The following is a 17,060-nucleotide window of genomic DNA, read 5'->3' as shown; positions in this document are numbered from 1 at the left end:
GCCCGGTGCCGCACCGCCCTTCGTGAAGGCGGCCGCTCCGGACCAAGCGCGCGTCGCGCCGTTACAGGTCTTCCGAGCCGAGCAGCATCTCGGTGATGCCCTTGCCGGCCTGTACCATCGGCCAGACGTTTTCGGTCGGATCGGTCTGGAAGTCGAGAAACACGGTGCGGTCCTTCAGGCGCAGCGCCTCCTTCAGCGCCGGCTCCACATCCGAAGTCTTTTCGATCCGCATGCCGACATGGCCGTACGCCTCGGCGAGCTTCACGAAGTCGGGCAGCGCATCCATGTACGAATGCGAATAGCGCTTGCTGTATTCGATCTGCTGCCACTGGCGGACCATGCCGAGATAGCGGTTGTTCAGCGAAATGATCTTCACGGGCGTGTCGTACTGCAGGCAGGTCGACAGTTCCTGGATGCACATCTGGATCGAGCCTTCGCCCGTGATGCACAGCACGTCGTCGTCCGGGTGCGCCATCTTGACGCCCATCGCTGCCGGCAGGCCGAAGCCCATCGTGCCGAGGCCGCCGGAGTTGATCCAGCGACGCGGCTTGTTGAAACGGTAGAACTGCGCGGCCCACATCTGGTGCTGGCCGACGTCCGAGCACACGAACGCGTTGCCGTCCGTCAGCTCCCACGCCTTCTCGACCACGTACTGCGGCTTGATGATCTCGCTTTCGCGGTCGAACTTCAGGCAGTTCTTGCCGCGCCAGCCTTCGATGTCCTTCCACCACTGCGCGAGCGCTTCGGTGTCGGGGCCATGCTCGGCCGTCTGCAGCTGCTCGATCAGCTCCTTCAGCACTTCCTTCACGTCGCCGACGATCGGAATGTCGACCTTCACGCGCTTGGAAATGGACGACGGATCGATGTCGATGTGGATGATCTTGCGCGGACGCGACGCGAAGTGCGCCGGGTCGCCGATCACGCGGTCGTCGAAGCGCGCACCGATCGCGATCAGCACGTCGCAGTGCTGCATCGCCATGTTCGCTTCGTACGTGCCGTGCATGCCGAGCATGCCGAGGAATTTCTTGTCCGACGCGCGATAGCCGCCGAGGCCCATCAGCGTGTTCGTGACCGGGTAGCCGAGCAGGTCGGCGAACTGGTTCAGCTCGCGCGACGCATCGGCGAGGATGATGCCGCCGCCCGTGTAGATATACGGACGCTTCGCGGACAGCAGCAGCGACACGGCCTTGCGGATCTGGCCCGAATGCCCCTTCGTGACCGGGTTGTACGAGCGCAGCGACACGCTCTTGACCGGCTCGTACGGGCACGGCGTCTTGGAGATGTCTTTCGGGATGTCGATCAGCACGGGGCCCGGACGGCCTGTGCGGGCGATGTAGAACGCCTTCTTGACCGTCTCGGCGAGGTCGCGCACGTCCTTCACGAGGAAGTTGTGCTTCACGCACGGACGCGTGATGCCGACCGTATCGCACTCCTGGAACGCGTCCTGACCGATCGCGGCAGTCGGCACCTGGCCGCTGATCACGACCATCGGGATCGAATCCATGTAGGCCGTCGCGATGCCGGTCACCGCATTGGTGACGCCGGGGCCGGACGTGACGAGACAGACGCCGACGTTGCCGGTGGAACGCGCATACGCATCGGCTGCGTGCACGGCCGCCTGTTCGTGGCGCACCAGCACGTGCTGAATCTTGTCCTGCTTGTAGAGCTCGTCGTAGATGTAGAGTACCGAGCCGCCGGGATAACCCCAGATGAATTCGACCTTTTCGTCGGCCAGTGCCTTCATGAGCACGGTGGCGCCGATGGAGTCGCTATCGGGAGGGGAAAGGGGTTCCGACGTGGAGAATTCCGCGCTGGGCATGTTCATTTTGACCTTTCGAATTTTCGGCAAAAAATTGATCGGGTGCTCTCTGCCGGGCTTGTGGCTCGGGTTCAAGCGGCGCGTCTAGTTTGAAGGGCGGGCTTCATGGGCCAGCCTCAAATGAGACCATCACTTCATGTTGCGAATCGCTTACGATATCCGGTCGCGAAAGGGTCGTCAAGCAAAATATCCCGCGCCGCATCATTGCCGCGGCCGCCCGCCCCATGCCCGGTGCTCGCGCGCAACGTGCCGCGCCGCAACCGGTGCCAAGCCGCGCGAAAATTTGTTAGCATCCGCGGGTTTTACGAAATTTTTCGACCTTTCACACGCCGCAGTCCGCAGCGCATACCTTTACGGAATGGCATCAGACAAGGAACTCGCCGACTTTCTGGCGGGCGTCGAAAGGCGCGCGTTCAAGCAGGCTGCGTACGCCGTGCGCGACGACGATGCGTCGCTCGACATCGTGCAGGACGCGATGATCAAGCTGGCGGAGAAATACGGCGACCGGCCGGCGGCCGAGCTGCCGCTGCTGTTCCAGCGGATCCTGCAGAACGCGATCCACGACTGGTTCCGCCGTCAGAAAGTCCGCAATACGTGGGTCACGCTGTTCTCGTCGCTCAACAGCGGCGACGACGAAGACTTCGATCCGCTGGAAACGCTCGAATCCGCGGATGACAATGCAGGAGTCGAAAGCACCGAGCACCGCCTCGAGCGCGAGCAGGTCCTGGCCCTCATCGACGAGGAAATCCAGAAACTCCCGACGCGTCAACGGGAAGCGTTCCTGATGCGTTATTGGGAAGATATGGATGTCGCCGAGACTGCCGCCGCAATGGGGTGCTCCGAAGGCAGCGTCAAGACGCACTGCTCGCGAGCCACCCACACGCTGGCGCACGCGCTCAAGGCCAAAGGAATCACGCTATGAGCTCCGCCCCCGTAAATCGAGAACACGAATTCGCGCTGAAGGTTCGCCGCGCGCTGGACGAACGTGCCGCGGCGCTGCCTGCCGCGACCACCGATCGCCTGGCCGCCGCGCGCCGCGCCGCGCTCGCGCGCAAGAAGCCGGAAGCGGCCAGCGCGCCGGTGTTCGTGCCGGCCTTCGCCGGTGCGGCCGGTGCCTACGGCACGCCGCCCGCGAGCCGCCCGCGCGCGTCGTTCGCGCGCCGGCTGCTGCGCGCGTGGCCGCTCGCGCTGTTGCTCGCGGGACTCGTCGGCATTGCTTACTGGGAAGACATGCAGCGCACCGCCGAACTCGCCGACATCGACGCGGCGATGCTCAGCGACGACCTGCCGCTCAACGCGTATCTCGATCACGGGTTCAACGCGTATCTTTCGCGCGCACGCTAACAGACAATAAACGAGGGGATCGCACGGGTGAGTCAGAAACGCGGCCTGGCCGTATTTTTCGGATGCGTGATCGCGATCGCCGTTTCGTACGTCGCCACCTACTCCCGATTCAACCCGCCGCCCGCGGCGGTCTCGCCCGCGGCCACCAGTGCGCCCGCGCCGACCTCCTCCGCCGTCGGGCTGACCGCCGATCTCGCGCCACTTCCGCTTCCGCTGCCGGCCGCCAACGGCCCGCTGTCGTGGGCGCGCCTGAGCGCGGCCCAGCGCGCGGCGCTCGCGCCGTTTGCCGATCAGTGGGACGGCTTCAGCGACGCTCGCAAGCGAAAATGGCTGAGGATCGCGTCACGTTTCGCGAAGTTGACACCCGAAGCGCAGAAACAACTGCAGGAGCGAATGGCCGAATGGGCGCACATGACGCCCGAGCAGCGACGCGTCGCGCGCGAGAACTATCAGAGCGCGAAGGAACTGTCCGCGCAGGCGCGCGAACGCGCGTGGAAGGCCTATCAGCAATTGCCCGAGGAACAGAAGGAGCGGCTCGCCGCGACCGAACGCCGGCGCCGGCCGAGCGTCGTCAGCGCGCCGCCGACCGGCGCGGACCGCGACGTGCGCCGCCTCGTGCATGCGCGCGAGCATCCGGCCAGCAACCCGGCCGCCGCGGTACCCGCTTCGGCCGGCGCGGGCGTGCCGCCCGCCGCCTCGGCCACCTCCGGCGCACCGCCGGCCGCCACGCCGGTGTCGCCCGTCGACGCCCCGTCACTGTTCAAGGGTTCCTGAACTGCCGTGGCGAGCGCTCCCGCAGCCACCCAAGACTCGAGCGACGCCGTGCCGTCCGTGCGCCGGCGCCTCGCCGCGATGCTGTATGAAGCCGTCCTGCTGTTCGGCGTGGTGTTCTTCGCCGCGCTCGCCTTCAGCGTCGTGCTGCAACAGCGCAACGGCCTCGTCCATCACGACCTGCTCGCCGCGTGGATCGCGCTCGTGGTCGGCGCTTACTTCCTGTGGTTCTGGACCCACGGCGGTCAGACGTTGCCGATGAAAACTTGGCGGCTGCGGCTCGAATCGTCGAACGGCCAGCCGCTGACCGCCGGTCACGCGCTCGTGCGCTATGCGCTCGCCTGGCTGTGGTTCCTGCCGCCGCTCGCGCTGCATCCGTTGCTCGGCCTGTCGGTGCCCGTCACCCTCGCGCTCGCGGCCGCGTGGATCGCGGCCTGGGCCGGCGCGGCCCGTCTGCACGCCGGGCGGCAGTTTCCGCACGATCGACTCGCGCGCACGCGCGTCGTCGCGGTTTCGCGTTGATGCGCTGAGCTGCTCGGGCCGCTTCCTCGGCCTGCTTTGCTTCCCCGCCGCTCCGTCGCCGCTAGCGGCCGGCTTCACATTCCCCTGACGAAACCGCACGCGGTCTCCGCAAACGCCCGGCCGTCCCGCCACCCGCGAGCCAGCACCCCAAACCCGGGCGCCCAATCACGCAACACCACCCCACCCCCGACTAAACAAGCAATCACGACAGTAATAAGAACGTCTCGTGACTGTCATGGCATGGTCACGCCCGCGTGGCGCAATGCCGGTAATGTCAACCGGCGCGAGTCATGCATGGGCCAGAAAACGTCCGCGACCTCACTGTTCCGTCAACCGATCGGCGCCCGCGCCGCCACCGCCTTCCTGTCCGGCGCCGCCGCGGCCGGCGCGCTGTCGCCGCATGAGCCGCCCGCTGCGCACGCGACGCAGCACGACGATTCCGAATCGTCGATGCATCGCTACCGCACGATCTGGCTGTCGGACATCCACCTCGGCTCGAGCGGCTGCCAGGCGCCGTACCTGCTCGACTTCCTGCGCCACAACGATTCGGAATACCTGTACCTGGTCGGCGACATCATCGACGGCTGGCAGCTGAAGAAGGGCTGGTACTGGCCGCAGGCGCACAACGACGTCGTGCAGAAGATCCTGCGCAAGGCGCGCAAGGGCACGCAGGTCGTCTACATCCCCGGCAATCACGACGAAGGCGCGCGGCAGTTCTGCGATCTCGCGTTCGGCGACATCCAGGTGCGCGGCGAAGCGTTCCACACGACGCTCGCAGGCAAACGTTTGTGGATCGTGCACGGCGACCTGTTCGACGGCGTGATCCAGCACGCGAAGTGGCTCGCGTACCTCGGCGACACGCTGTACACGCTGATCCTCGTGCTGAACCGATGGTTCAACCGGATCCGCAGCCGGCTCGGCTTCCAATACTGGTCGCTGTCGCAGTACCTGAAGCACCAGGTGAAGAACGCCGTCAATTTCATCTCGAAGTTCGAGAACGTGATGACCGACGAAGCGCGCCGCCGCGGCTGCGACGGCGTCGTGTGCGGACACATCCACAAGGCCGAAATCCGCGACATCGACGGCGTCCTGTACTGCAACGACGGCGACTGGGTCGAAAGCCTGTCCGCGCTCGTCGAGACGACGGAAGGTGAACTGAAGGTCGTCTACTGGACGGCGATGCGCGCCGCACCGTCCGCAGCCCCGTCGCGCAAGGCCAAGGCGGCCGCCTGACACAACCCAACTTACAGGACACAGCCGCGATGAAGATCATGCTCGTCACCGACGCGTGGGAACCGCAGGTCAACGGCGTCGTACGCACGCTCAAGAGCACGTCGCGCGAGCTCGCCGCGCTCGGCCATCGGGTCGAGATGCTGACGCCGCTCGAATTCCGTACGGTGCCCTGCCCGACCTACCCGGAGATCCGTCTGTCGATCCTGCCGTACCGCAAGCTGCGCGCGCGGATCGACGCGTTCGCGCCCGATGCGCTGCACATCGCGACCGAAGGCCCGCTCGGTCTCGCCGCGCGCCGCTACGCGCGCGCGCGCAAGCTGCCGTTCACGACCGCGTATCACACGCGCTTTCCCGAATACGTGCAGGCGCGCTTCGGCATCCCGCTGGCGGCGACCTACCGCTTCCTCCATTGGTTCCACGCGCCGTCGCGCGCGGTGATGGCGCCGACGCCGGTCGTGAAGCAGGATCTCGAGAAGTTCGGCTTCACGAACGTCGTGCTGTGGACCCGCGGCGTCGACCTCGACATCTTCCGGCCGATGGACTCGAAGGTGCTCAACACGGCGCGGCCGATCTTCCTGTACGTCGGGCGCGTCGCGATCGAGAAGAACGTCGAGGCGTTCCTGCGTCTCGATCTGCCGGGCTCGAAGTGGGTCGCGGGCGAAGGCCCGGCGCTCGCGGAGCTGAAATCGCGCTACCCGGAAGCGAACTATCTCGGCGTCCTGTCGCAAGCCGAGCTCGCGAAGGTGTATGCTGCGGCCGACGTGTTCGTGTTCCCGAGTCGCACCGACACGTTCGGCCTCGTGCTGCTCGAGGCGCTCGCGTGCGGCACGCCGGTTGCCGCGTACCCCGTCACCGGCCCGATCGACGTGCTCGGCGGCGGCAATGCGGGCGCGATGCACGAGGACCTGCAGGAAGCCTGCCTCGAGGCGCTGAAGATCGAACGCGACACCGCGCGCGCGTGGGCCGAGCGCTTCTCGTGGCGCGCGGCGTCCGAGCAGTTCGCGTCGCATCTGCAGCCGCTGCCGAAGACTGCGTACTCGCCCGCCGAAGGTGCTGCCATTTGAAACGAGACCTGAACGACCACACCTCACCGACTGCCGCAACGGCACCCACGCATCGCCCGTTCGACGAAGAAGAGCCGCACGCCGACACCGACGCGCACGCGTCCGAGCCGCTCGGCCCCGACGACGGCCTCGCGCCGCTGCCGCCGAACCCGTACAAGCGCCATCGCGGCATCACGCGCGCGTGGTACGCGCTGCGTCATTCGCTGAACGGCCTGCGCGTCGCGATCCGTGAGGAGAGCGCGTTCCGGCAGGAGCTCACGCTCGCCGCGGTGATGCTGCCGGCCGGCGCGTTCGCACCGGTGCCGGCCGCATCGCGCGCGCTATTGATTGCGTCGGTGCTGCTGGTGCTGATTGTCGAACTGCTGAATTCGAGCGTCGAGGCCGCGATCGACCGCATCTCGCTCGAGCGCCACGAGCTGTCCAAACGCGCCAAGGACTTCGGCAGTGCGGCCGTGACGATCGCGCTGTTCGCCTGCGTGACGACCTGGGGCTTCGTGCTGGGGCCGGTGGTGGCGGGCTGGCTGGGCTTCTAGCCGAACACGCCGGCGCGCCGGTGCGGCGGCGCACCATGCGTCGCGCGCATTGCGATGACGAAATGCGCGCGACGCGGGGAAACAGCGGTTTATAATCGTCCGCCAGACTTAGAACAGCAACCCGCGCCGGACGAATCTCGCAGCATCGATTGCAGCGCCCGCCTGTCCGGCATACAAAGGGCCGGACGACATGGAAGCGAAACCTCCCCGCCGCACCCGCGAACGGATTCTCGAGTTGTCGTTGAAACTCTTCAACGAGATCGGCGAGCCGAACGTCACGACCACGACGATCGCCGAGGAAATGGAAATCAGTCCAGGCAACCTGTACTACCATTTCCGCAACAAGGACGACATCATCAACAGCATCTTCGCGCAGTTCGAGCAGCAGATCGAACGGCGGCTGCGCTTTCCCGAAGATCACCGTCCCACCATCGACGAGACCTGGTCGTACCTGCAGTACATGGCCGATTTCATGTGGACCTACCGGTTCCTGTATCGCGACCTCAACGACCTGCTCGCGCGCAATCGCACGCTCGAAACCCACTTCAAGCAGATCATCAGCCACAAGGTGCGCTTCGCGCACGACATGTGCGAGCTGCTCGTGTCCGACGCCGAGATGGTCGCGACGCCTGCCGAAATCGAAGTCATCGCCACCAACATGGCCGTGATCTCGACGTACTGGCTGTCGTATCAGTACGTGATGCATCCGCGCAAGTACAACGACCAGGATGCGATCCGCGAAGAGCTGCACCAGGTCAGCATGCACGTGATCTCGATCATGGCCCCGTACCTGCGCGGCCGTTCGCGTCAGCTGTTCGACGATCTGGTGTCCGGCAAGCTGCCCAAGCGCGAGTTCACCGACTACCTGCCGCCGCGCGACGGGTCGCCGCGCGCCGCCGGCAGCACCGCCGCCGCCGCCACGAAGCCGGCCGCGAAGGACGTGAAGCAATGAAGGCAGTCTGCGTGTATTGCGGCTCGTCGTCCGGCGTGCGGCCCGTCTATGCGGACGCCGCGCGCGCGTTCGGCCGTGCGCTCGTCGCGGCGGACCTCACGCTCGTCTACGGCGGCGGGCGCGTCGGCCTGATGGGCACGATCGCCGACGAAGTGATGGCGGCCGGCGGCCGTGCGGTCGGCGTGATTCCCGAACTGCTGGTCGACAAGGAAGTCGGCCATACGGGGCTGTCCGAGCTGCACGTCGTCCCGGACATGCACCACCGGAAGAAGATGATGGCCGATCTCGCCGACGCATTCGTCGCGATGCCCGGCGGCGCCGGCACGCTCGAGGAGCTGTTCGAGGTCTACACCTGGGCGCAACTCGGCTATCACCGCAAGCCGGTCGCGCTGTACAACATCGATTCGTTCTACGACCCGCTGATCGCGATGCTGCGCCATACGGTCGACGAAGGCTTCATGCGGCCGACCTATTTCGACACGCTGTGCATCGGCGCCGAACCGGTCGCGCTGATCGAGCAGCTACGCCGCTACCAGCCGCCCGCGCGCGACAAGTGGGCGCCCGACGCCGCCAAATAACGCGCCGACAACGCTCCAACGCTCGGCCGCCCGAGCACTCACCCGAGTCCGCAGATGATGCCCTCGCCGTCCGACCGCAAGACCGTTCTCATCACCGGCGCGAGCCGCGGCATCGGCCGCGCGAGCGCCGTGCTCGCGGCGGCGCGCGGCTGGGACGTCGGCATCAACTACACGCGCGACGCGGCGGCCGCCGAACTGACCGCACGAGCCGTGCGCGACGCCGGCGGCCGCGCGTGCGTGGTCGCGGGCGACGTGTCGAACGAAGCGGACGTCATCGCGATGTTCGACGCCGTCGCGACCGCGTTCGGCCGCCTCGACGCGCTGGTCAACAACGCAGGCATCGTCGCGCCGTCGATGCCGCTCGCCGACATGTCGGTCGACCGCTTGCGGCGCATGTTCGATACCAACGTGCTCGGCGCGTATCTGTGCGCGCGCGAAGCCGCGCGCCGACTGTCCACCGACCGCGGCGGGCGCGGCGGCGCGATCGTCAACGTGTCGTCGATCGCGTCGCGGCTCGGCTCGCCGAACGAGTACGTCGACTATGCCGGCTCGAAAGGGGCGGTCGATGCGCTGACGATCGGCCTCGCGAAGGAACTGGGTCCGCATGGTGTGCGGGTCAACGCGGTGCGCCCCGGCCTGATCGAGACCGAGATCCATGCGAGCGGCGGCCAGCCCGACCGCGCGGCCCGGCTCGGCGCGCAGACGCCGCTCGGCCGCGCGGGCGAAGCGCATGAGATCGCCGAAGCGATCGTGTGGCTCATCAGCGACGCGGCGTCGTACACGACCGGCGCGCTACTGGACGTCGGCGGCGGCCGCTGATCCGGCCCCAGGGCGGCCGCCCCGGCCGCCGCCCGACTCGCCCGGTGGTCACAACACCACAAATCTCCACAATATCGTGGCGCTCCCAGTAAACATTCGTAACAGTTCCGTGGTCTACTAGCGCCCAGCGACGCAACCGGCCATCCGGCTGCCAGGTCGCGTCGATGCAAACCAAAACGGCCCGGCCAATGTCGCCGGCCCGGCTTCACCAGACCGAGATCTTTTCCATGCCAGGAACCGCAGCGCCCGGCCGGCGACGCACGCCCGTGCCCGCCTCGGCACACCACACCCGATCGACCGCCGATCCCGACCTCGATACGACGCTTCATACCGCCGGCTCGCCGTCCGGGGCGGCAGCCGCGGCCGCGGCTGCGGCCGTGACGGTGGCCGTGAGCGTCGCCGACGCGCCCCGCGACCGCGCGCTGCGGCTGGCCTGGCGCGCGTGGCTGCTGGTCGCGGCACTGGCGGCTGCGTACCTGCTGCCCGGCATAGTGGGCCACGATCCGTGGAAGCAGGACGAAACCTATACGTTCGGCATCATCCAGCACATGCTGGAGACCGGCGACTTCGTCGTGCCGACCAACGCCGGCCAGCCCTTCATGGAGAAGCCGCCGCTCTACGCGGCGGTCGCGACCAGCCTCGCATGGTTGCTGCAGCGCGTGATGCCGCTGCACGATGCGGCGCGCCTCGCGAGCGCGCTGTTCGCCGCGCTGGCGTTCGGCTTCATCGCGCGCGCGGCGCGCAGCGCGAGCCGCGCCGAGCGCTGGCTCGACCTGCGCGTGCTCGGCCCCGTGGTGCTCAGCGCGGGCACGCTCGTCGTCGTCAAGCACGTGCACGACATGATGACCGACGTCGCGCTATTCGCCGGCACCGCGATGGGCTTTTGCGGACTGCTCGAACTGGTGATGCAGCACGTCGCGCGCGGGCGCCAGTTGCAGCACGGGCTGCCGGTGCGGCCGTCCGGCCCCTGGGCTGCGCCGCTGTTCGGCGCCGGCGTCGGTATCGCACTGATGTCGAAGGGACTGTTCGTGCCGCTGGTGTTCGCGGCGACGCTCGTGGCCGCGATGGCGCTCTACCCCGCGTGCCGCACGCGCGCGTTCGCGCGCTCGCTCGGGCTCGCGGCGCTCGTGTTCGCCCCATTCGCGCTGATCTGGCCGATCGCGCTGTTCCTGCGCTCCGAGACGCTCTTCATGACGTGGTTCTGGGACAACAACGTCGGCCGCTTCTTCGGCTTCTCCGTGCCCGAACTCGGCGCGGAGAACGACAAGCCGTTCTTCATCCTGCGTGCGTTCGTGCTGCTCGGCTTCCCGGTCGCGCCGCTCGCGATCGCCGCCCTCGCCCGCGGCGCGTGGCGCGAATGGCGCACGCCGCGCATTGCGTTGCCCGTGCTGTTCGCCGGCATCGGGCTGGCCGTGCTGCAGGTGTCCGCCACGTCCCGCCAGCTCTACATCCTGCCGTTCTTCGCGCCGCTCGCGCTGGTCGCCGCGCAGGCGATCGAGCGTCTGCCGCGCGCGCTGCATCTCGCCTGGGATTACCTGAGCCGCGCGCTGTTCGGCACGGTCGTCATGCTCGCGTGGGCGATCTGGGCGGTGATGGCCGATCCGAACGCGTCGCGCGCCGGCGTCGCGGTGCTCGGCCGCTGGCTGCCGCTCGACTGGACGATGCCGCTCGTGCCCGGATTCGTGATCGGCGCGCTCGCGCTGACGGTGGGCTGGCTGTGGCTGCTGCCGAAGCTGCGCACGACCGGCCCGTGGCGCGGCGCGCTGTCGTGGGGCGCGGGCGCGCTGGTCGCATGGGGGCTCGTGTACACGCTGCTGCTGCCGTGGCTGGACGTCGCGAAAAGCTACCGGTCGGTGTTCGAAGACCTGAACGCGCATCTCGCGCTCGAATGGAACGACGGCGACTGCATGGCGAGCCTGCACGGGCTCGGCGAATCGGAAGCGCCGATGCTGTACTACTTCTCCGGGATCCGGCACACGCCGATCGACGACGCGACGACGACGCGCTGCACGTGGATGATCGTCCAGGGCGTGCGGGCCGTCGATCCGGCGCCGGGCAGCGAATGGAAGCTGTTCTGGACCGGGGCGCGCCCGGGCGACAACGAAGAACTGCTGCGCGTCTACGTGCGCACGCCCGACCAGCACGCGCTGCAGTGAGCGCCGCACGCGGCGCGGCCGCCTGACGCGGCCGGCTCCGCGAACGGCGTGAATCCGGCTTCGCGCGTCAAAACGACGCACCGGGCTCGCGCAGGAACGCGATTTCTTCGTCGCTCGAAACACGGCCGAGGATCGCGTTGCGGTGCGGAAAGCGGCCGAAGCGCCGGATCACCGCCGCATGGCGCAACGCGTGGTCGTGATAGCCGCGGCAACCGGCCTCGTCGCGAATGCCCGCGCAGAGCCGCACGGCCTCGCGCTGGCTGTGCTCCGATTCGTCGTGCTCGAACGGCAGATAAACGAACGCGCGATGATGGCCGCTCGGCAGTTGCGCGTCCCAGCCGGCCGCGACGACGCGCCGCGCGAGCGCCAGCGCCCGAGGATCGGCGGCGAATGCGCGCGGCGTGCCGCGATGGATGTTGCGCGAGAACTGGTCGAGCACGACGATCAGCGCCAGCGCGCCGAGCGGCGTGCCCGCCCAGTGATCGCAGGCGCCGTCGCACGCGGCATCGTGCAGCGCGCCGTAGCGCGTGCGCAGCAGATCGTCGAATGCCGCGCCGCCGTTGAACCAGATTTTGCGCGCGCGGCCGAACGTCGCAGAACCCGGCGCGCCGAACCAGAAATCCAGTATCTCGCGCGCTTGCGGATCGAGCCTCGCGGCGGGATCGGTGCGATCCGTGCGATCGGTGGGGCCGTCGAAGGTCATGCGAACGCCAGCACCACGCGCCGTGTCCGCGCACTCTTCTTCTCGAGCTTCGTGACCCGCAGCGCGCCGATTTCCGCCGTGTTGCGCACGTGCGTGCCGCCGCACGGCTGCAGATCGACGCCTTCGATGCGCAGCAAGCGCACGCGGCCGAGCCCCATCGGCGGCTTCACGCTCATCGTGCGGACGAGTTCGGGGCGCTCGGCCATTTCGGCGTCGGTGATCCATTCGGTCGTGACCGCATGCGCGCCGTGCACCAGCGCCGCGAGCCGCTGTTCGACGTCGGCGCGCTCGATCGCGTCCGACGTCGCGAAATCGAGCCGCACGTAGTCGGCCGTCACGCTGCAGCCGTCGACCGGATACGGCAGCACCGCGCACATCAGGTGCGCGGCCGTGTGCAGCCGCATGTGCCGGTAGCGGCGCGCCCAGTCGATGTCGGCCACCACGCGCGCGCCGGGCCGCAGCGCGGCGATGCGCGCCTCCTGGCCGGGCGCCGGCACGTGCACGGCGTCGTCGGGCGTGGCGCCGTCGAAGCGCGCCTTGTGCGTGTCGGCGATCGCGATCGTGCCGCCGTCGGGCAGCGTGAGCGTCCCGGCGTCGCCGGCCTGGCCGCCGCCGAGCGGATAGAACACGGTGCGGTCGAGCCGGATGCCGTCGTCGCCGACGGCAGCGACGACGGCCTCGCATCGTGTCAGGTAGGCGTCTTCACGGAACAGCGCGTGGGTCGTCATCGAGCAGCCTCGCAGCAATGGGGAGACGGCCAGTGTCGCGCCGCATCCGGCGCGCGCCCAGATCCACCTCGTGCGCGCGCGCCGCTGCGGCGTACCGGTCGATCAACCGGGCCGGTTGCGCATCCAGTCGGCCGTTTCGTAGAACGAGTGCATGAGGCGCACGCGCAGCGGCTCGGGCAAGCCGATGTCCTCCATCGCCCAAGCCATGCAGCGCAGCCACTGGTCGCGGCCGTCCGATGCGATCGGGTACGGCAGATGGCGCGCGCGCAGGCGCGGGTGGCCGAACCGGCTGATGTAGTGGTCGGGACCGCCGAGCCAGCCGCACAGGAACCAGAACAGCTTGTCGCGCGAGCCGTCGAGCGAGGTCGGATGCAGCGCGCGAAGCTCGGCGAATTCCGGCTCGAGGTCCATCAGATCGTAGAAGCGGTCCACCATTTCGCGCACGCGGGCTTCGCCGCCCACGAGTTCGAACGCCGTCGGCTGCGACGGCGCTTCGTCATTCACATCGGTCATACGAATAGTCGGAAACGGGATGATCGGGGCCGCCGGCGACGCTCACGCGTCGCGCAGCGACTGCAGCGCAGGGCGCCGCAACACATTATGCAGGCTCAGCCAGCCCGCTGCAGCGGCGCACGCGATGCCGGCGGCGATGCCGGCCGGCACGAGCCACGGATCGACCGCGAGCCGGAAGTCGAACACGCGCGCGGCGAGCACCCAGCCGACCGCGATCGCGCCCGCCGACGCGAGCGCGCCCGCCAGTGCGCCCACGACCACGAATTCCGCGCGCTGTACCGCGCGAACCTGCGCGCGCGACGCACCGAGCGCGCGCAGCAGCGCGGCCTCGTGCACGCGCTCGTCGCGCGAGCCGGCGAGCGCCGTGTACAACACCAGTACGCCCGCCGCGAGCGTGAACGCAAACAGGAACTGCACCGCGCCGACCACCTGCAGCATCATCCGCTCCAGCTGCGAGAGGATCGGCGCGACGTCGATCGCCGTCAGGTTCGGATAGCGCGCGATCAGCGGATCGAGCAACGACGCCTGCGCGGCCGGCAGATGGAAGCTCGTCAGATAGACGGCAGGGAAATCCTTCAGCACCGGCGGCGGCATCAGCACGAAGAAGTTGACGCGGAACGAACCCCAGTCGAGTTTGCGCACGCTGGTGATCGGCGCATCGACCGTCAGCCCGGTCACGTCGAAGCGCAGCGTGTCGCCCGGCTTCACGTTCAGCGTCTTCGCGAGGCCGGCCTCGATCGAGATCTGCGGCGCGGCCGACGTGCCGAACCAGTCGCCGGCGACGATCCGGTTGTCGGCCGGCAGCTCGGTCGTATACGACAGGTTGAATTCGCGATCGACCAGCCGGCGCGCATCGTCGGACCGGTACGCGTCGGGGTTCACCGGCTTGCCGTTGATCGCGACGAGCCGGCCGCGCACCATCGGCGCCGGCACCGCGTCGCGCACGCCGTGCGCGGCGAGCCACGCGGCGACGTCGGCGCGCTGGTCCGGCTGGATGTCGATCAGGAACTGGTTCGGCGCATCGGGCGGCGTCGATTGCCGCCAGCCGGCCACGAGGTCGTTGCGCGTGATCGCGATCAGCAGCAGGCACATCAGGCCCAGCGCGAGCGCGGTGATCTGCAGCGCGCTGGCCGTGCCGCGCCGATGCAGCGACGCGAGCGCATAACGCCAGCCGACGCCCGCCGCCACGCGCGCGTTGCGCACCGCGCGCGCGGCCGCGTACAGCACGAGCCGCGCGATCAGCGCGAAGCCGACCAGCGCGCCGACGAAGCCGCCCGCGACGATCAGCCCGAGCTTCAGGTTGCCGGCCGCGACGATCAGCAGCCCCGCGAACAATACGACGCCGACCGCATACGCGGCCCACGCGATGCGCGACGCGTCGCCCCAGTCGCGCCGCAGCACCCGCACCGGCGGCACGCGCGTGAGCGGCGCGAGCGGCGGCAGCGCGAAGCCGAGCAGCAGCACGAGCGCCGCGCCGATGCCGATCAGCGCGGGCTGCAGCGTCGGCGGCGGGAGCGCCACCTCGATCAGGCCGCCGAGCGCGCCGAGCAGCGCCCAGTGGCCGCCGTAGCCGAGCACCGCGCCCGCCACGCCCGACACGATGCCGAGCCCCGCGAATTCGAGCGCGAACAGCGCGCCGAGCGTACGCCTGCTCACGCCGAGGCAGCGCATCGTCGCGCAGCCGTCGAGATGACGCCGCATGTAGCGCTGCGCGGCCATCGCGATCGCGACCGCGGCCAGCAGCGCGGTGAGCAGCGCGACCAGCGTCAGGAAATGGCGGGCGCGATCGAGCGTCTGCCGCACCTGCGGCTGCCCTTCCTGCAGCGATTCGAGCCCGACGCCGCGCAGCTTGCCGCCGTCGACGCGTCCGTGCGCATCCGCTTCGAAGCGCGCGACGGCACGCGCGTCGCCGGCGACCAGCAACCGATACATCACACGGCTGCCGTAGCCCGTGAGGCCCGTCGCCGCGAGTTCGTCCGCGCGCATCATCAGCCGCGGCGAGAAATTGACGAACGAGAAGCCACGATCGAGCTCGCGCGAAATCGACGCGGCGACCGTGAACGTGCGCAGCCCGACGCGCACGGTGTCGCCGGCCTTCAGATGCAGCGCGTCGAGCAGCGCCGGATCGGCCCACACGGTGCCGGGCGCGGGGATGTCGGTCGTCTGGCGCGCGGCGGACGCGCCGGCCGGCACGATCTCGACCGCGCCGCGCAGCGGGTAGCCTGCCGACACCGCCTTCACGGCCGCGAGGCGCGCGGGCGCCGCGTCGCCCGGCCGGGGCGCGGCGGCCGCCGCGATCATGCTCGGGAAGATGGCCGTCGTCGCGGTGCGCAGGCCGAGCGCGTGTGCGTCGCGCGCGAACGACGGATCGACCGGATGATCGGCGCGCACGACGAAATCGGCGCCGAGCATCTGTCGCGCGTCGCGCTCGAGCCCCTGGCGCAGCCGGTCTGCGAGAAAACCGACGCTCGTCAGCGCGGCGACCGCGAGCACCAGCGCCAGCACGAGCAACGTGAGTTCGCCCGCGCGCCAGTCGCGCGCGGTCATCCGCGCGGCCTGGCGCACCAGGTCGCGCCAGCCGAAGCGGCCGGCATGCGCGGGCCGCCCGGCCGGCGACGGGTCAGCGTGCTGACGTTCGAGCGAGGCGCGCGGCTTCAATCGCGCTTGCCTCCAATCGAATTGAGCCGCGACACCATGTGGTAGGCCATGCCGCGGAACCCGCCCGACACGCCGCGCCACAGACGCGGCAGCGCCCACGCGGACGCCGCGATGAACGCCGCCAGCAGCACCAGGAACGCGAGCGGCACGAAGAATGCGAGCGCGAGGCCGCCGAACACGAGCCCGTCCTCGGTGGACGACGCGACCCAGTTCGAGATCGGCTCCGGAGACAGGTTGATCAGCGCGCGCGTGCCGGCCTTGGCGACGTGCGCGGCGCCGGCGAGCGAGCCGCCGGCCAGCCCGGCGATCGCGAGCACGGTCGGATCGGCATGGCCGAGCGCGCCGGCGGCGAGCACCGCGCCGGCCGGAATGCGGATGAAGGTATGGACGGCGTCCCACAGCGAATCGAACGCGGGGATCTTGTCGGCAAGGAATTCGGTGACCGCGAGCACGCCGGCCGCGCCGATCACCCACGGCGACGTCAGCACCGCGAGCGTGTCTGGCAGATGGAGCCAGCCGGCCCGCGCGAGCACACCGGCAATCAGGACCGTCAGATAAAGGCGCAGCCCGCTCGCCCACGCGAGCCCCGCGCCGAGCGAAATGGCTTCGATCATGGGCCTCTCCTTGCACGTTGCGTGCGCTTTGCCGATTGATCGGATCGAGTCGG

The 17,060-nt window shown here is 69.1% G+C and carries 17 protein-coding genes; 11 read left to right on the top strand and 6 right to left on the bottom strand.

Annotated elements, in window-relative coordinates:
- Positions 1-61: 61 nt before the first annotated feature.
- The gene (locus tag AK36_RS17970) at positions 62-1,825 is read right to left on the bottom strand and encodes an acetolactate synthase 3 catalytic subunit (protein ID WP_014723366.1); all 1,764 of its coding nucleotides are present in this window, start codon (positions 1,823-1,825) and stop codon (positions 62-64) included.
- 352 nt (positions 1,826-2,177) lie between these two features.
- Between AK36_RS17970 and AK36_RS17965 the strand changes: the two genes are divergently transcribed.
- The 11 genes from AK36_RS17965 to AK36_RS17915 all read left to right on the top strand — a co-directional run bounded on the left by AK36_RS17965 (position 2,178) and on the right by AK36_RS17915 (position 11,791).
- On the top strand, positions 2,178-2,741 hold the full coding sequence (locus tag AK36_RS17965) for an RNA polymerase sigma factor (protein WP_011885548.1): 564 nt from the start codon (positions 2,178-2,180) through the stop codon (positions 2,739-2,741).
- Positions 2,738-3,163: a DUF3619 family protein gene (locus AK36_RS17960; protein ID WP_011885549.1), complete on the top strand. Its 426-nt coding sequence runs from the start codon at positions 2,738-2,740 to the stop codon at positions 3,161-3,163. Before AK36_RS17965 ends, AK36_RS17960 begins: the two co-directional genes overlap by 4 nt.
- 27 nt (positions 3,164-3,190) lie before the next feature.
- Positions 3,191-3,937, top strand: a complete 747-nt coding sequence (locus AK36_RS17955) for a DUF3106 domain-containing protein (RefSeq protein ID WP_011885550.1) — start codon at positions 3,191-3,193, stop codon at positions 3,935-3,937.
- Positions 3,938-4,015: 78 nt separating this feature from the next.
- Positions 4,016-4,456, top strand: coding sequence for an RDD family protein (locus AK36_RS17950; protein ID WP_230939555.1), 441 nt, complete (start codon positions 4,016-4,018; stop codon positions 4,454-4,456).
- Positions 4,457-4,750: 294 nt separating this feature from the next.
- Positions 4,751-5,689 carry a UDP-2,3-diacylglucosamine diphosphatase gene (locus AK36_RS17945; RefSeq protein WP_011885552.1) on the top strand — a complete coding sequence of 313 codons (939 nt, stop codon included), beginning with the start codon at positions 4,751-4,753 and terminating at the stop codon, positions 5,687-5,689.
- A 29-nt stretch (positions 5,690-5,718) separates the two neighbouring features.
- Positions 5,719-6,753, top strand: coding sequence for a glycosyltransferase family 4 protein (locus AK36_RS17940; RefSeq protein WP_011885553.1), 1,035 nt, complete (start codon positions 5,719-5,721; stop codon positions 6,751-6,753).
- Positions 6,750-7,286, top strand: coding sequence for a diacylglycerol kinase (locus AK36_RS17935; RefSeq protein ID WP_011885554.1), 537 nt, complete (start codon positions 6,750-6,752; stop codon positions 7,284-7,286). Before AK36_RS17940 ends, AK36_RS17935 begins: the two co-directional genes overlap by 4 nt.
- A gap of 190 nt (positions 7,287-7,476) precedes the next feature.
- Complete coding sequence (locus AK36_RS17930) at positions 7,477-8,238, top strand: TetR/AcrR family transcriptional regulator (protein ID WP_045578920.1); 762 nt, start codon at positions 7,477-7,479, stop codon at positions 8,236-8,238.
- Positions 8,235-8,816, top strand: a complete 582-nt coding sequence (locus tag AK36_RS17925; RefSeq protein ID WP_034194062.1) for an LOG family protein — start codon at positions 8,235-8,237, stop codon at positions 8,814-8,816. Before AK36_RS17930 ends, AK36_RS17925 begins: the two co-directional genes overlap by 4 nt.
- Positions 8,817-8,873: 57 nt before the next feature.
- Positions 8,874-9,635 (top strand): SDR family oxidoreductase, encoded by a 762-nt coding sequence (locus AK36_RS17920; RefSeq protein WP_034194084.1) that lies wholly within the window; start codon positions 8,874-8,876, stop codon positions 9,633-9,635.
- 227 nt (positions 9,636-9,862) lie between these two features.
- Complete coding sequence (locus tag AK36_RS17915) at positions 9,863-11,791, top strand: ArnT family glycosyltransferase (protein WP_014723372.1); 1,929 nt, start codon at positions 9,863-9,865, stop codon at positions 11,789-11,791.
- A 67-nt stretch (positions 11,792-11,858) separates the two neighbouring features.
- Here AK36_RS17915 and AK36_RS17910 read toward each other — a convergent pair whose 3' ends face one another.
- From AK36_RS17910 to AK36_RS17890, 5 genes are all read right to left on the bottom strand, one after another.
- Complete coding sequence (locus AK36_RS17910) at positions 11,859-12,494, bottom strand: DUF924 family protein (RefSeq protein ID WP_045578919.1); 636 nt, start codon at positions 12,492-12,494, stop codon at positions 11,859-11,861.
- Positions 12,491-13,222, bottom strand: a complete 732-nt coding sequence (locus AK36_RS17905; protein ID WP_014723374.1) for an alanyl-tRNA editing protein — start codon at positions 13,220-13,222, stop codon at positions 12,491-12,493. Before AK36_RS17905 ends, AK36_RS17910 begins: the two co-directional genes overlap by 4 nt.
- Before the next feature lie 102 nt (positions 13,223-13,324).
- Positions 13,325-13,735: a group II truncated hemoglobin gene (locus tag AK36_RS17900; RefSeq protein ID WP_011885561.1), complete on the bottom strand. Its 411-nt coding sequence runs from the start codon at positions 13,733-13,735 to the stop codon at positions 13,325-13,327.
- A gap of 42 nt (positions 13,736-13,777) precedes the next feature.
- Entirely contained in the window at positions 13,778-16,282 is a 2,505-nt protein-coding gene (locus AK36_RS17895) for an ABC transporter permease (protein ID WP_224383390.1), read from the bottom strand.
- A gap of 107 nt (positions 16,283-16,389) precedes the next feature.
- On the bottom strand, positions 16,390-17,007 hold the full coding sequence (locus AK36_RS17890) for a DUF4126 domain-containing protein (protein ID WP_011885563.1): 618 nt from the start codon (positions 17,005-17,007) through the stop codon (positions 16,390-16,392).
- Between the last annotated feature and the right edge of the window lie 53 nt (positions 17,008-17,060).

It is taken from the genome of Burkholderia vietnamiensis LMG 10929, assembly GCF_000959445.1.
Taxonomy (GTDB): domain Bacteria; phylum Pseudomonadota; class Gammaproteobacteria; order Burkholderiales; family Burkholderiaceae; genus Burkholderia; species Burkholderia vietnamiensis.
Note: the sequence above shows the minus strand (reverse complement) of the source record. Positions and strands in the feature narration are given on the sequence as shown.

Excerpts from the sequence above, each read along its gene's own strand:
- AK36_RS17970 (WP_014723366.1), bottom strand. The coding sequence starts at position 1,825 with ATGAACATGCCCAGCGCGGAATTCTCCACGTCGGAACCCCTTTCCCCT.
- AK36_RS17965 (WP_011885548.1), top strand. The coding sequence starts at position 2,178 with ATGGCATCAGACAAGGAACTCGCCGACTTTCTGGCGGGCGTCGAAAGG.
- AK36_RS17960 (WP_011885549.1), top strand. The coding sequence starts at position 2,738 with ATGAGCTCCGCCCCCGTAAATCGAGAACACGAATTCGCGCTGAAGGTT.
- AK36_RS17950 (WP_230939555.1), top strand. The coding sequence starts at position 4,016 with ATGCTGTATGAAGCCGTCCTGCTGTTCGGCGTGGTGTTCTTCGCCGCG.
- AK36_RS17945 (WP_011885552.1), top strand. The coding sequence starts at position 4,751 with ATGGGCCAGAAAACGTCCGCGACCTCACTGTTCCGTCAACCGATCGGC.
- AK36_RS17940 (WP_011885553.1), top strand. The coding sequence starts at position 5,719 with ATGAAGATCATGCTCGTCACCGACGCGTGGGAACCGCAGGTCAACGGC.
- AK36_RS17930 (WP_045578920.1), top strand. The coding sequence starts at position 7,477 with ATGGAAGCGAAACCTCCCCGCCGCACCCGCGAACGGATTCTCGAGTTG.
- AK36_RS17925 (WP_034194062.1), top strand. The coding sequence starts at position 8,235 with ATGAAGGCAGTCTGCGTGTATTGCGGCTCGTCGTCCGGCGTGCGGCCC.
- AK36_RS17920 (WP_034194084.1), top strand. The coding sequence starts at position 8,874 with ATGCCCTCGCCGTCCGACCGCAAGACCGTTCTCATCACCGGCGCGAGC.
- AK36_RS17915 (WP_014723372.1), top strand. The coding sequence starts at position 9,863 with ATGCCAGGAACCGCAGCGCCCGGCCGGCGACGCACGCCCGTGCCCGCC.
- AK36_RS17910 (WP_045578919.1), bottom strand. The coding sequence starts at position 12,494 with ATGACCTTCGACGGCCCCACCGATCGCACGGATCGCACCGATCCCGCC.
- AK36_RS17905 (WP_014723374.1), bottom strand. The coding sequence starts at position 13,222 with ATGACGACCCACGCGCTGTTCCGTGAAGACGCCTACCTGACACGATGC.
- AK36_RS17900 (WP_011885561.1), bottom strand. The coding sequence starts at position 13,735 with ATGACCGATGTGAATGACGAAGCGCCGTCGCAGCCGACGGCGTTCGAA.
- AK36_RS17895 (WP_224383390.1), bottom strand. The coding sequence starts at position 16,282 with ATGACCGCGCGCGACTGGCGCGCGGGCGAACTCACGTTGCTCGTGCTG.
- AK36_RS17890 (WP_011885563.1), bottom strand. The coding sequence starts at position 17,007 with ATGATCGAAGCCATTTCGCTCGGCGCGGGGCTCGCGTGGGCGAGCGGG.